The sequence below is a fragment of the Deinococcus sp. LM3 genome (assembly GCF_002017875.1).
GTDB lineage: Bacteria > Deinococcota > Deinococci > Deinococcales > Deinococcaceae > Deinococcus.
The window spans coordinates 487,881-500,370 of the sequence record NZ_MUFV01000001.1; the positions used below are offsets into that span (position 1 = coordinate 487,881).

General features: G+C 70.3%; 14 protein-coding genes. 5 read left to right on the plus strand and 9 right to left on the minus strand.

Going from position 1 to position 12,490, the window contains the following annotated elements; genetic code table 11:
* The first annotated feature begins 47 nt into the window (after positions 1-47).
* Positions 48-872 carry a transglutaminase family protein gene (locus tag BXU09_RS02240; RefSeq protein ID WP_078300341.1) on the plus strand — a complete coding sequence of 275 codons (825 nt, stop codon included), beginning with the start codon at positions 48-50 and terminating at the stop codon, positions 870-872.
* Between the two features lie 360 nt (positions 873-1,232).
* On the opposite strand, the gene BXU09_RS02245 is transcribed toward BXU09_RS02240, so the two are convergent.
* Positions 1,233-1,835, minus strand: a complete 603-nt coding sequence (locus BXU09_RS02245; protein WP_055362824.1) for a YIP1 family protein — start codon at positions 1,833-1,835, stop codon at positions 1,233-1,235.
* Positions 1,836-1,938: 103 nt separating this feature from the next.
* Between BXU09_RS02245 and BXU09_RS02250 the strand changes: the two genes are divergently transcribed.
* Both BXU09_RS02250 and era read left to right on the plus strand, forming a co-directional pair.
* Complete coding sequence (locus tag BXU09_RS02250; RefSeq protein ID WP_078304598.1) at positions 1,939-2,769, plus strand: SDR family oxidoreductase; 831 nt, start codon at positions 1,939-1,941, stop codon at positions 2,767-2,769.
* A 49-nt stretch (positions 2,770-2,818) separates the two neighbouring features.
* Positions 2,819-3,739 (plus strand): GTPase Era, encoded by a 921-nt coding sequence (gene era, locus BXU09_RS02255; RefSeq protein ID WP_078300342.1) that lies wholly within the window; start codon positions 2,819-2,821, stop codon positions 3,737-3,739.
* A gap of 76 nt (positions 3,740-3,815) precedes the next feature.
* Here era and BXU09_RS02260 read toward each other — a convergent pair whose 3' ends face one another.
* The 3 genes from BXU09_RS02260 to BXU09_RS02270 are packed head-to-tail and all read right to left on the minus strand — an operon-like array spanning position 3,816 to position 5,173.
* Positions 3,816-4,280: a Nudix hydrolase gene (locus BXU09_RS02260; RefSeq protein WP_078300344.1), complete on the minus strand. Its 465-nt coding sequence runs from the start codon at positions 4,278-4,280 to the stop codon at positions 3,816-3,818.
* The gene (locus BXU09_RS02265) at positions 4,281-4,814 is read right to left on the minus strand and encodes a YfiT family bacillithiol transferase (RefSeq protein ID WP_144011936.1); all 534 of its coding nucleotides are present in this window, start codon (positions 4,812-4,814) and stop codon (positions 4,281-4,283) included. It lies immediately after the preceding gene.
* Complete coding sequence (locus BXU09_RS02270; protein ID WP_078304603.1) at positions 4,811-5,173, minus strand: nucleotide pyrophosphohydrolase; 363 nt, start codon at positions 5,171-5,173, stop codon at positions 4,811-4,813. Before BXU09_RS02270 ends, BXU09_RS02265 begins: the two co-directional genes overlap by 4 nt.
* 86 nt (positions 5,174-5,259) lie before the next feature.
* Between BXU09_RS02270 and BXU09_RS02275 the strand changes: the two genes are divergently transcribed.
* Positions 5,260-6,177 (plus strand): hypothetical protein, encoded by a 918-nt coding sequence (locus BXU09_RS02275; protein WP_078300346.1) that lies wholly within the window; start codon positions 5,260-5,262, stop codon positions 6,175-6,177.
* Between the two features lie 56 nt (positions 6,178-6,233).
* Here BXU09_RS02275 and BXU09_RS02280 read toward each other — a convergent pair whose 3' ends face one another.
* Entirely contained in the window at positions 6,234-6,725 is a 492-nt protein-coding gene (locus tag BXU09_RS02280; RefSeq protein ID WP_078300347.1) for a DUF4384 domain-containing protein, read from the minus strand.
* 124 nt (positions 6,726-6,849) lie between these two features.
* Here BXU09_RS02280 and ftsH point away from each other — a divergent pair, with 124 nt between their 5' ends.
* On the plus strand, positions 6,850-8,811 hold the full coding sequence (gene ftsH, locus BXU09_RS02285; RefSeq protein WP_240500943.1) for an ATP-dependent zinc metalloprotease FtsH: 1,962 nt from the start codon (positions 6,850-6,852) through the stop codon (positions 8,809-8,811).
* A gap of 139 nt (positions 8,812-8,950) precedes the next feature.
* Here ftsH and BXU09_RS02290 read toward each other — a convergent pair whose 3' ends face one another.
* The 4 genes from BXU09_RS02290 to BXU09_RS02305 form a co-directional block, all read right to left on the minus strand.
* On the minus strand, positions 8,951-10,144 hold the full coding sequence (locus BXU09_RS02290) for a mechanosensitive ion channel family protein (protein WP_078300349.1): 1,194 nt from the start codon (positions 10,142-10,144) through the stop codon (positions 8,951-8,953).
* A gap of 142 nt (positions 10,145-10,286) precedes the next feature.
* Positions 10,287-11,312 carry a phosphate acyltransferase PlsX gene (gene plsX / locus BXU09_RS02295; protein WP_078300351.1) on the minus strand — a complete coding sequence of 342 codons (1,026 nt, stop codon included), beginning with the start codon at positions 11,310-11,312 and terminating at the stop codon, positions 10,287-10,289.
* Positions 11,302-11,889 (minus strand): NYN domain-containing protein, encoded by a 588-nt coding sequence (locus BXU09_RS02300; protein ID WP_078300353.1) that lies wholly within the window; start codon positions 11,887-11,889, stop codon positions 11,302-11,304. Before BXU09_RS02300 ends, plsX begins: the two co-directional genes overlap by 11 nt.
* Positions 11,890-11,985: 96 nt before the next feature.
* Positions 11,986-12,381 carry a DUF309 domain-containing protein gene (locus BXU09_RS02305; RefSeq protein ID WP_078300355.1) on the minus strand — a complete coding sequence of 132 codons (396 nt, stop codon included), beginning with the start codon at positions 12,379-12,381 and terminating at the stop codon, positions 11,986-11,988.
* Positions 12,382-12,490: the final 109 nt, after the last annotated feature.

The following is a 12,490-nucleotide window of genomic DNA, read 5'->3' on the forward strand; positions in this document are numbered from 1 at the left end:
GGACAGACTGACGTGACAGGACAGGCCCCCGCACAAGGACAGGACTGATGCGCTGCGAGATCCGGCACGCCACCGAGTACCGCTACCCCAAGCCCGCCTGGGATTCGTTCAATCAGGTGCGGCTGCACCCCAGTCAGGAGACCCGGCAGACCGTGCGGTCCTTTCATCTGCACGTCGCGCCGGACGCCGAGGTGACCTCGCACAAGGATTACTTCGGGGCGATCGTGCATCACGTGCACGTGCACGACCCGCACACGCACCTGCTGATCGAGGCGCAGGCCATCGTGGATACGCACCCGGTGCCGGACCCGGCGGCCGTGACGTTCGGGACGCTGGCGGCGCTGAGGGGCCAGCACACCGAGTTCCTGGTGGCCAGTCCGCGCGTGCCCGGCGGCGCGTGGCCGGAACTGTTCGGCGTGGCCCGCCCGGCCGGCGGGGACGACCTGCCGTCGTTCCTGTCGGACCTGAATTCGCAGCTGTACCGGCAGTTCACGTACGACACGCAGGCCACGACCGTCAGCACGCCGCTGGCCGAGTTCGCCACGCACCAGCGCGGCGTGTGCCAGGACTTCACTCACGCCATGCTGGGCGTGACGCGGCAGCTGGGCATCCCGGCACGGTACGTGAGCGGGTACCTGTACAGCGGCGGCGAGATGGTCGGCGCGGAGGCCACGCACGCCTGGGTGGAGTGCTTCATTCCGGGGTACGGCTGGCTGGGCTTCGATCCCACGAACAACTGCGTGGCACGCGAGAAGCACGTGAAGATCGGGCACGGCCGCGAGTACAGCGACGTGTCCCCGGTGCGCGGCACGTACTACGGGGGCGGGCAGGGCCGCATGGACGTGGCGGTGCACGTGTACGGCGACCAGTAATACGGACTCGGATTGAATGGCTTTGCAAGCCATTCAATCCGAGCGGATGCGACTCGTAGAGCTGCTCCGCAGAGTAGGAGTCAAGCGGGTTCCGGACGTGGAGCTGGCAATCCGGTGAAGCTCCGGATTGTCAGCGAAACAAACGGAATTCGTATAACGGCCGGCAGAAGGGGGGCGGGGCCGGTCGTTTCCGAACCGGCCCCGCCCCGTGGTCATACGGACTCCGATTGAATGGGCTGCAAAGACCATTCAATCCGAGCGGATGCGAGTGGGAGAGAAACGGGTTCCGGACGTGGAGCTGGCAGATCGGTGGTATTCCGATCTGTCAGCGAAACAGACGGAATCCGTATCACGTGCGGTTCAGCCGCCGGTGACGGCGCGGCCCACGGCGAACAGCGTGCCGAAGAACAGGGCGATCAGGCCGGTCACGACCGCCTGCGCGATCCACGCCAGAACCAGCGTGACGGCGGCCTGCGTCTGGTCGCGCAGGTTCATGCTGCTCTGCACGGCCAGGAACCCGAAGTACACCAGCACGAGGCTCAGGGCGAGGCTGATCAGCCACCCCAGGATCGGGATGATGCCGAGGAGGGTCATGACGATGCTGATCGGCACGTAGAACAGCGCGAAGGTGTACGCCACTTCCGGGTACGTGCCGGTGCCCTTGAACAGCGTGCGGCCGATCAGGTACACCGCGCCCGTGAACATCAGGAAGCCGACGGGCACGCCGATCAGGCGGCTGAACAGCTGCCCGAAGAAGGTCACGTCGCTGTGCAGGAACGAGAACACGGCGGCAATCACGGCCGAGACGACGGCGGCCACCATCACGTACGTCAGGGCGCTGCGCAGGCCGCCGCCGCGCTCGTAGCGTTCGAAGGTGGCGGGGCTGGGCTGCGTGAGGACGGCGGTGCTCTGCGCGAACATGTTCTGCACGGTCGCTTCCGGTCCGGTGACGGGGTTTCTCATGCCCCAGAGTACGGGGGGCCGGTCAGGGAAGTTGCGCCCCTCTGACCGTCCGTTCACTTCACCGTGTCTTCATGCACGGCAGTGCTGCGTCATGCTGGGAGCCATGACACACCCCCCTGCCCCGTCGGCCCTGAATATACGCACCTCGACCGCCCTGATCACCGGGGCCAGCAGCGGCATCGGCGAGAGCCTCGCACGGCAGCTCGCGGCGCACGGCGCAGACCTGATCCTGGTCGCCCGCACCGAGGACCGCCTGCACGCCCTGGCCGCCGAACTCGGCGCGCGTTACCGCGTGCAGGTCCACGTCCTGCCCGCCGACCTGAACCTCCCCGGCGCGGGCGCCGAACTGCACGCCGCCGTGCAGGCGCGCGGCCTGAACGTGGATATCCTGGTGAACAACGCCGGGCTGGGGGGTTACGGCGAGTTCAGCACGCAGCCCTCCGACGAGATCGACCGCATGATTGCCGTGAACATCAGCGCCCTGACCGGCCTGACCCGCGCGTTCCTGCCGGACATGCTGGCGCGCGGGCGCGGGCGCGTGCTGAACGTCGCCAGTACCGCCGCGTTCCAGCCGGGGCCGTTGATGGCCGTGTACTACGCCACCAAGGCGTACGTCCTGAGCTTCAGCGAGGCCATTGCCGAGGAGGTCGCGGGCAGTGGCGTGTCCGTCACGGCGCTGTGCCCCGGCCCGGTGCAGACCGGCTTCCAGGCGGTCAGTCGCCTGGGCGAGAGCGACCTGCTGAGCGGCCCGGCCCGGCTGGCCATCCTGAGTGCCGACGAGGTCGCCCGGCTGGGCGTCCGCGGCATGCTCGTCGGGCAGCGGGTCGTCGTGGCGGGCCGCCTGAACCGCGTGCAGACGCTGCTGCCCCGCCTGCTGCCCCGCGCGGTCGTGACGCGGCTGATCGCGCGCGTGCAGGGCCGCCGCGCCCGCTGAACCCGCCCCGGCACCTTTGAGAGGCGCGCGGCATGAGAGAATAGAAACGATGACGGATTTTTCCTCCACCGGAGAGCAACAGACCCACTCGGGCTTCATTGCCATTATCGGCAAACCCAACGTGGGCAAGAGCACCCTGCTGAACAGCTTCCTGGGCACCAAGGTCGCCCCCACCAGCCCCCGCCCGCAGACCACCCGCCGGGGCGTGCGCGGCATCCACACCAGCGGTGACCGCCAGATCGTGTTCGTGGACACGCCCGGCCTGCACAAGGCCAAGGACGCCCTGGGCAAGTACATGAACCACGAGGTGCACAGCGCCCTGGCCGACGTGGACGCCGTCGTGTGGGTCGTGGACCTGCGCCACCCGCCCACCGACGAGGACCAGCTGGTCGCCCGGCAGATCCGCGAACTGCCCAAACCCGTGTTCATGGTCGGCAACAAGACCGACGCCGCCAAGTACCCGGACGAGGCCATGAAACTGTACCGCGCGCTGCTGGAGGGCCGCGATCACGACACCAGCGAGACCATGCTGAGCGCGCAGAACAACCCGGCCGCCGTGGCGACCCTGCGCGAGCAGCTGCTGGAGGTCCTGCCGGAAAACCCATTCTTCTTCCCGCAGGGCGCCGCCAGCGACCAGACCCGCGAGCAGTGGGCGGCCGAGATCATCCGCGAGGAGGCCATGAAGAAACTCCGCGACGAACTGCCGTACGCCGTCGCGACCCGCGTGAACTCCTGGACCGAGCGCCAGGACGGCCTGCAACGCATCGAGGGTGAGATCGTCGTCGAGAAGAACGCCCACAAGGGCATGGTCATCGGCGCGGGCGGCAAGCAACTGCGTGAGATCGGTCAGGCCGCCCGCAAGCAGCTGGAAGTGTTCCTGAGCCGCAAGGTGTACCTGGGCCTGGAAGTCATCGTGATCAACAACTGGCGCGAGGACGAGGAAGCCCTGCGCGAACTCGGGTACGAGTAAGCAGCCAGGGTTGACAGCGGCACCAGCCAGGGCGGAACGCGCTGACCTGCGTTCCGCCCCGCTGCTGTCCTGACGGTCAGCGCCCCCGTTCCCGCAGTGCGTCCTCGTAGAACAGCTTCGTGTGGTGCATGCGGATTAGCTGGGCGTCGTACAGGGCGTCGAATTCAGCTTTCGGCACGAACCGCACCTCGGTCACCTCGTCCGGCAGGGCAGGGCGGAAGGTGGAGTCCGGCAGCGCCTCGGCCAGCCACGCGTGCCGCAGGACGGGCACGCCGTCCGGGAAGTGACCCAGGTACGCGGCCAGGAATTTCAGGAGGCGGACCCGCACGCCCGCTTCCTCCCACGCCTCGCGCACGGCGGTGTCCTGGGGGTTCTCGCCGTCCTCGACGGTGCCGCTGGGGATGTGCCACAGGCCCGCCTTCTGCCGCTGGCCCGGCACTCCGTTCTCCCGGACCATCAGGAGGTCACCGGAGGCGTTCAGGATGACCACGCCCGCCGCGCGGTGAGAGATGGGCGTGTGAAGTTCGGGGCCGAACTGCACTTACCAGCCGTTCCGTTCGCGCAGCGCGGTGATCTGGGCGGTGTGGTGCCGTCCGTGCCAGGCGTACATGGCGAGCAGGGTGTCCACGGTGTACGTGCGGCCCTGCGCGGGGTGCGTCCAGGGCCTGGCCCAGTCGGGGCCGGCGGGGTCCAGCGAGGCGAACAGCATGCCCAGGTGCGAGTGCAGGGCGTCGATCAGGTTCAGGCTGACGTCGGGCACCAGTTCGTGGTCGGACAGGGTCGCCCAGCGGTCCTCCTCGTAAGGTTTGATGGTGGGGTTGTCCTCGGTCAGCGCGAGTTTCAGGCGGATGAAGGCGTTCATGTGGCTCTCGGCGACGTGGTGCACGACCTGCCGGACGGTCCAGCCGCCCTCGCGGTACGGGGTGCCCAGTTGCCCGTCGCCGAGGCCCTGCACGGCCTCGAACAGGTCGGCGGGCAGGGCGAACAGGTGCCCGAGGGCCTCGACGCGCTCGACGGGCGTGAGGGTCTGCGGGGTGGGCATCGGCCCGAGCGGGTAGCGCAGGTCGCCGGTCACGGGGTGGCCTCGGTCTTGCTGGGTTCGCTGGGCTCGCCGGCGTCCTTGAGCGTCCAACGGGTCGCGTCGCGCTTCTCGACTTTGGCCATCATGCGTTCGAAACCGCGTTCCAGGTTCAGGCCGCGTTCGTTCGCCATGCAGATGGTCACGAACAGCAGGTCCGCGAGTTCCATCTCGAGGTCGCCGGCATCCTCGCCGGGTTTGGGCGTCTTGCCGTTGGCGTGCGCGATGACGCGGGCGATCTCGCCGGTCTCCTCGGTCAGTCGGGCCAGCATCAGCAGCGGCGGAAAGTACCCCTCCCGGAACTGGCTGATGTAGGCGTCCACGCGGGCGCTGGCGTCCTCGAAGGTCAGGCTCATGCGGGTCAGCATACCGGCAATGGCGGGGGGGGCCGTGCGCCAGCTGGCCGATGCGCGGGCCGCCCCGCCGGGCGCAGTATGCGGGTATGACCGCGCCGCGCCCGCTGCACCACCCGCTGCACAGTGCCGGGCCGCCCGTGTGGGACGTGACCCGCGCCGACGGCCTGGGGGTGCTCCCGGCCAGTCCGGACGCGCTGGAGGCGTTCCTGCCGGACCTGCGTTCGGCGCTGGCGGGCGTGCTGGTCGCGGCGGGCGGCGCGGATCTGGTGTTCGTGGGCCGTTCGCCCGAGCCGCTGCGTGCGTACCTGGGCGGCCTGCTGTGGTGCGTGGGCGTGCCGTGGCGGGTGTCGGGCCTGAACGTGTCGCTGCTGAACGCCACCCTGGACGCCGGGCAGGTGCGGGCGCTGCGGCCCCTGCTGGCCGGGGCGGGCCTGCACCCGCGCGAACTGGTGCGTTCGGGGCGCCGGGCGGCGCTGGTGGACGTGGTCGCGTCGGGCGGAACGTTTGCCGAGTTGCACCGGGCTCTGCGCGAGTGGGCAGAGCAGGACGGTCTGGGTGGGCGCTGCGTGACCCGGCGGGTGCGGCTGGTGGGCCTGCTGCGCGGCGGGTACGCGCGGCCCGCCGCGCACCGCTGGAACGCGCAGCCCGAATTGCGGGGCGTGCAGGCCCGCAGCGTCCTGACCGGCGCGGGCCTGTGGTTCTGGCTGGCCGAGCACGGAGAGAAGGTCGCGCCGCGCTTCCCGGCCGACGCCTGGGCCGCGCCCCCCGGCGGGCTGCCCGCGCGTGACCCGGAGCGGCTGGCGGCGCTGGCGCAGGCCCGCACGCTGTTCCTGCTGGGGCAGCGGCGTGGCGAGCGGGAGGCCATGACAGCCGCCCTGAACGCCGCCGGGGGGCAGCGGGTGGCGGCGGTGCGCGCCCTGTGCGGCGCGTGGCGGGGCGCAGTCTCTCCCCTGCCGGGCCGGCCGCACGGGGGCCGCCTGCCCCGCCCCCGCCCGGCGGGCTGAACGGGCGAGGGGGGAACCCGGTCTGGATTCCCCCCCTGCAACTGGTCGGCGTGGCCTCAGCGGATGTACAGGTAGGTTTCCTGCACGTCGCGGTCGGCGGCGTCGTAGGGTTGCAGGTACGCGTCGCTGGTGGCGTTCCAGCGGCCGTCGTCGTACGTGCCGCGCAGCACGAGGTCGGTGGTGGGGCGCACGCGGGTGAAGATGGCGCGCACGCGTTGCAGGCCGCGCGGTTCGGCGACGTTGTACGTCACGCCGTCCTGCGCGCGCGGGAAGGTCGTGGTGCCGGCCGGCACGTAGGCGTTGCGGATCAGGGTGCTGGTGTACCCGTTGCTCTGCAGCGCGATCAGGGTGACGTACCCGGCCGTGCGGGTGGTCACGCTGACGCGCAGCGGTTCGCCCACGGCGTAGGTGCTGCCCTCGCCGCGATCCGGGCGGAGGCTGGTGATCAGGTTGCTGCCCGATCCCTGCAGGCCCAGGTTGGGGCGGACGGTGACGGTGCAGGCGCTGAGACCCAGGGCCAGCGTGCCGAGCAGAAGTGCAGTGCGCATGCGGTCAGCATACCTGCCGAGCCTGACGGAAACCTGAGCGCCCCACCAGCGGGGGCGACCGGCGGGGGGACAGATGGTCAGCGGGGGCGCGTTCACCGGGCGGGAAAGCGGCGTAGCATGGAGCATGAACCGCGTTCCGTCATTCCCGGCTGCCCCAGGCGTGGCGGCCCGACGTGTGGCCGCCCGACGGGTCGCCGCGCTGGCCGTCAGTGCGCTGCTGCTGGGCGGCCTGTCGCCGGACGGGGCCGCCGCTGCGGTCACCCCGGCCGCAGTCCCCCCCGCGACCACCACGCCGGCCACCACGCCGGCCCGGCCTCCGGGGGCGACGCCGGACGCGGGCGGGGCCGGGTACTCCAGCAACCGGTTCTTCGCGGACCTGAAGGCCGGGCGGGTGTCGCGGGTGGTGCTGTCCAGCGCGGGGCAGGCCAGCGTGACCTTCGTGGACGGCAGCCGCCCGCGTTCGCTGGTCGTTCCGGCGGACGGCGCGACGCTGGAACGCATCCGCGCGGCGCGGGTGCCGCTTCAGGTGACGACGGGCGGATCGTCGTTCGGGTGGCTGGTGCAGGTGCTGCCGCTGATCCTGACGGCGCTGATCCTGGTGGTGCTGTGGCGCAACATGCGCGGACAGGGCGGCGGCGGCGGCGCGGCGGGGACGTTCGGGAAGTCGAAGGCGGCCGTCATCAGCGAGGGCCAGATCAAACTCAACTTCACCGACGTCGCCGGCTGCGACGAGGCCAAACAGGACCTCCAGGAAGTCGTCGATTTCCTCCGCCACCCCGAGAAGTACCACCAGCTCGGCGCCCGCATCCCCCACGGCGTCCTGCTGGTCGGCCCTCCCGGCAGCGGCAAGACGTTGCTGGCCAAAGCCGTTGCCGGTGAGGCCCGCGTGCCCTACTTCAGCATTTCGGGCAGCGACTTCGTGGAGATGTTCGTCGGCGTCGGTGCCGCCCGCGTCCGCGACCTGTTCGAACAGGCCCGCAAGGCCGCCCCCTGCATCGTCTTCATCGACGAGATCGACGCCGTCGGCCGCAAACGCGGCGTGAACATGCAGGGCGGCAACGACGAACGCGAACAGACCCTCAATCAGCTGCTCGTCGAGATGGACGGCTTCAGTAGCGGGCAGGAGGTGATCATCCTGGCCGCCACGAACCGCCCGGACGTGCTGGACGCCGCGCTGCTGCGTCCGGGGCGGTTTGACCGGCAGGTGGTGGTGGACGCGCCGGACGTGCGGGGCCGCGAGCAGATCCTGCGGATTCACGCGCGCAGGAAACCCCTGGACGCATCGGTGGACCTGGGGGTGGTGGCGCGGCGGACGGCGGGGATGGTGGGAGCGGACCTGGAGAACCTGCTGAACGAAGCGGCGTTGCAGGCGGCGCGGTCGGGGAGGACGCGGATCGTGGGGCGGGACGTGGACGAGGCGCGGGACCGGGTGCTGATGGGGCCGGAGCGGCGGTCGCTGGTGGTGCGGGAGGCGGATCGGAAAGTCACGGCGTACCACGAGGTCGGCCACGCCCTCGCTGCGCAGCTGCTGCCGCACGCGAACCGCGTGGCGAAACTGACGGTCGTGCCACGGGGCCGCGCCGCCGGATTCATGATGCCGGACGCCGACGACCGCCTGCACGTCACCCGACCCGCGCTGGAGGACATGATCGCGGTGGCCCTCGCAGGCCGCGCGGCCGAGGAGGTCGTGTTCGGCGAGGTCACGACCGGCGCGCAGAACGACTTCCAGCAGGCGACCGGCATCGCGCGGCGCATGGTGACCGAGTGGGGCATGGGGGACACCATCGGGAAGGTGGCGCTGGCCAGCAGCGAGGGCGGCTTCCTGGGCGGCGGCGCGCAGCTGCTCCCCATCAGCGAGGCCACCGCCGCGCAGATAGACGCCGAGGTCCGCACCCTGATGGACGCCGCGTACACCCGCGCCGTGACCCTGATCGGCGAGCACCTGAGCCGCGTCCACGAGATCGTGACGGTCCTGATGGTCCGCGAGACCCTCAGTGGCGAGGAATTCAGCGCCCTGCTGAACGGTCAGGAACTCGAACCGCTGCCGCCCGTCGCGCCGCCTGCCCCGGCCAGCCTGCCCGGCTGAAGCCGCACAGACAGACGGCGAGCACAGGGCGGCGCCCCCGCCCCGAAGGGCGGGGGCGTCTGCCCTGAACGATAGTCACCGGGCCTGTGACGCGGGCACCCACCTGTCCGGGTTGCCAACTCCACGCCCGGAGTCCGTATCAGATCTCCTCTTCCTCGGGGTCGCGGCCCAGGCTGGGTTCCACGGGGGGTGTGCGGCGGTTCTGGGTGCTGGTGTCCTGCGCGGGGGACGGGGCAGGCACGTCGTCGCGGGTCAGGCGGATCTCGATGGGGTTGGAGCCGAAATTCACGCTGCGCTGAGGGAAGGGAATCTCGATGCCGGCCTCGTCCATGGCGATCTTGATGCGGCGGTTGAACTCGCGGCCCAGCGCCCACTGGCTCTTGGGCTGCACCTTGTACAGGGCGCGCAGGGTCACGCCGTCCGGGGCGAGCTGCACCACGCCCTGCATCTCGGGTTCTTCCAGGAAGAAGTGCCGCCAGTCGGGCGACTCGTACAGTTCGGTGCTGACGGCCTGCAGGACCTTCAGGGCCTCGTCCACGTTGGCGTTGTACGTGACGTCCACGGCGGCGACCACGCGGGACCAGTCCTTGCTGCTGACGCTGACCGTCTGAATCTGGCCGTTCGGGACGATGTGCATGGTGCCGTCCAGGGCGCGCAGGGCGGTCACGCGCAGGTTCAGCCGTTCCACGCCGCCCGAGAGTTGCCCGGTATTGATGGTGATCACGTCGCCCACCCCGTACTGGTCTTCAAGCAGGATGAAAAAGCCGTTGAAGACGTCCTTGATCAGGCTCTGCGCGCCAAAGCCGACCGCGAGGCCCAGCACGGACACCCCGGCCAGGAGGCTGGTGGCGTTCAGGCCGATGGCCTGCAGCGCGGCAATGGCGCTGATGATGACCACCACGACCCGCAGGGTACTTTCCACGACGCCCTTGAGGGTCTGCACGCGCACGCTGCGGCGGTTGAATTCCTGTTCCGCGACGATGCGGGCCGCCAGGGTGCTGATCAGGTTCCAGGCGATCAGGGCCATGGCGATCACCACGACCAGTTGTCCGGCGCTGTGCCGGAATCCCTGCGTGATGTCGCGGCCCAGCTCGAACAGCACGGGCACGCTGGGCAGGTACGCGACGAACGTGGCGACCGCCAGCCACGACACGCTGACGACCAGCAGCCACACCCACTTGAGGACGCCGGGAAGGCCGCGGTGAATGTGGGGGCTCAGGGTCCTGATCAGCAGCCGTCCGAAACGGTAGATGGCGTAGGCGAACAGGGCCGTCAGGGCCAGCCCGATCCACACCTGCGGCTTGGTGATTTGGATACTCAGTTCATCCAGCATGCCTCCCACCTTACTCATGAGAACGTGAGGGGTGTGGGGGGACGGTTCAGCCCCCGCCATCCGGCCGCCATGGCGGGGAGGCGGGGGCTGCGGGGCCTGGGCGGCCCAACCAGATCAGCCGCGCCAGATCAGCCTCGCCGGGTCAGCGGGCCTGATCCTGAAAGGCCGCTTCCAGGCGGGGAATCAGGTTGGATTCGTGGGCGCGGGCGGCGCGCAGCAGCGCGTTCTTGACGGCGCGGGCGTCGGCGCTGCCGTGACCGATGAACGCCAGGCCGCGCACGCCGATCAGCAGGCTCGCGCCGTAGGTGCTGGGGTCCATGCGGTCGGCCAGTCCGCGCAGCGCGCCGCGCACCAGCAGGCCGCCCAGCTTGGTCTTCAGGCTGCCGCTCAGGGCTTCCTTGACCCAGCCGAACAGCACCTTGGCTTCACCCTCGGCAAGTTTCAGGACGACGTTCCCGGTAAAGCCGTCGGTGACGACGATGTCGGTGGTGTTACGGAAGATGTCGCGGCCCTCCACGTTCCCGTGGAAATTGATGCCCTGGCCGTGCTGTTCGCGCAGCAGCGCGTGCGCCTCAAGCACCAGGGCGCTGCCCTTGTGGTCTTCCTCGCCGATGGACAGCAGGCCCACGGTGGGGTTCTCGCGGTCCTCCACGACCCGCAGGTACACGCTGGCCAGCCGCGCCCACTGCGCGTAGTACGTGGCCTTCACGTCGGCGTTGGCGCCCACGTCCAGCAGGGTCGTGAAGCCCCCACGGGCCGGCAGGTGCGTGAGGATGGCGGGACGTTCCACGCCCCCGATACGGCCCAGCGTGAGCAGCGCGGACGCCATGGTCGCGCCGCTGTGCCCCATGCTGACGGCCGCCGACGCGCGGCCCTCCTTGACGAGGCGGGTGGCGACGTTGATGCTGGCCTGCGTGCGGCGGCGCACGTCGCTGGCGTGCTCGTCCATGCCGATCACGTCGGTCGCCTCGACCACCTCGATGGGCAGCGCGGCGCTCCCGGCGTGCTTGCCGAGTTCCGCGTGCAGTTTCACGCGGTCCCCGACCAGCAGCACGCTCACGCCCGCGCGGGCGGCCAGGACGGCGCCCTCGACGTTCGGCGGCGCGCCGTGGTCGCCCCCCATGGCGTCCAGCGCGACCGGCAGGGGCTTCGGGGTTTCAGCGCTCATCGGGTTCCTGCAGAGCCGCCGAAGTGTAGAACGGGCGGTGCTCGCCGCTGTTGCCGCGCGACTCGCTGGGCAGGCGGTAACCGGGACGCTCGACGTGCTCGCGGATGTCCTTGAAATCCACGTACTCGTCGGCGGCGTTACGCAGTTCGTAGCTGGTCATCTCGGCGATGCAGGCCACGACCACGCGCTTGCCACGGGCGCGCAGCACCTCGACCGGACGCTCGAAGTCGCCGTCGCCGGTCAGCAGCACCGCCGTGTCGTAGCGGTCGCTGGTGGACAGCAGGTCCGTGACGATCTCGATGTCCAGGCTGGCGCGGCGGTACGTGTCGCCGCCCTCGTCGGTCGCCTCGCGCAGCGGGCGGGTGCGGACCGTGTAGCCCATGTACGTCAGGGCGTCCGTGAAGCGCTTCTGCTTGTCGTCGATGGGCGTGGGCACGGCCGTGTAGTAGAAGGCGTTGTACAGCGCGCCACCCGCCGAGAAGTGCTCCAGGATCTTGCGGTGATCGAAGTTCCAGCCGAGTCGTTTGGCCGCTGCGTACACATTCGCGCCGTCAATAAAAAGTGCAATACGTTCCATCTGATGTCTCTCCTGTGCAGCCTCCCCACGGGCAGGCCGCGTCACGCCCCCGGATGGGGAACGTCCGCCCGTCAGGATACCCGACGCCCGCACAGCTCACCCAGCCCCCCTCCCCTGTCCGGCCCCCTCCGGACGGCCGGGCGACAGCGCCGGGCACACGGCTGGGCGCAGGGCCGGATCGTGCAGCGCGTCCCAGACCCCGGCGCGCAGGCGGGCCAGGTCCATGCCCGCGTAGACGGGCGGCAGGGTATCCAGGTACCGCGTGGCCTTGTGGTAGTTGCGGTGCGTGAGGCTCCCGTGATGCCAGCGTTTGTGCAGTGCCGCCGCCAGCAGGATCAGCGCCTGAAGGAACGCCCGGTCCGGCCCGGCGGCCCGGAGCCACGGCGCCTCCCAGGCCTCGTGCGCCTCCCACCACTCGCCACGCGCGAACAGGGCCGCGCCGCGCGCGAAGGCCTGAGCGTCGCGCTCCGTCCAGTGGTCAGGGCCGTTCATCCGCCCAGCCTAGCGCGGCCCGGCGGGGGATTGAGAGCCCCGTCACAGCGGTTAAACAAGCGGTGAGCATCCTGCCCATCTCTCCCCCATCACACGTATGCCCCCCGGG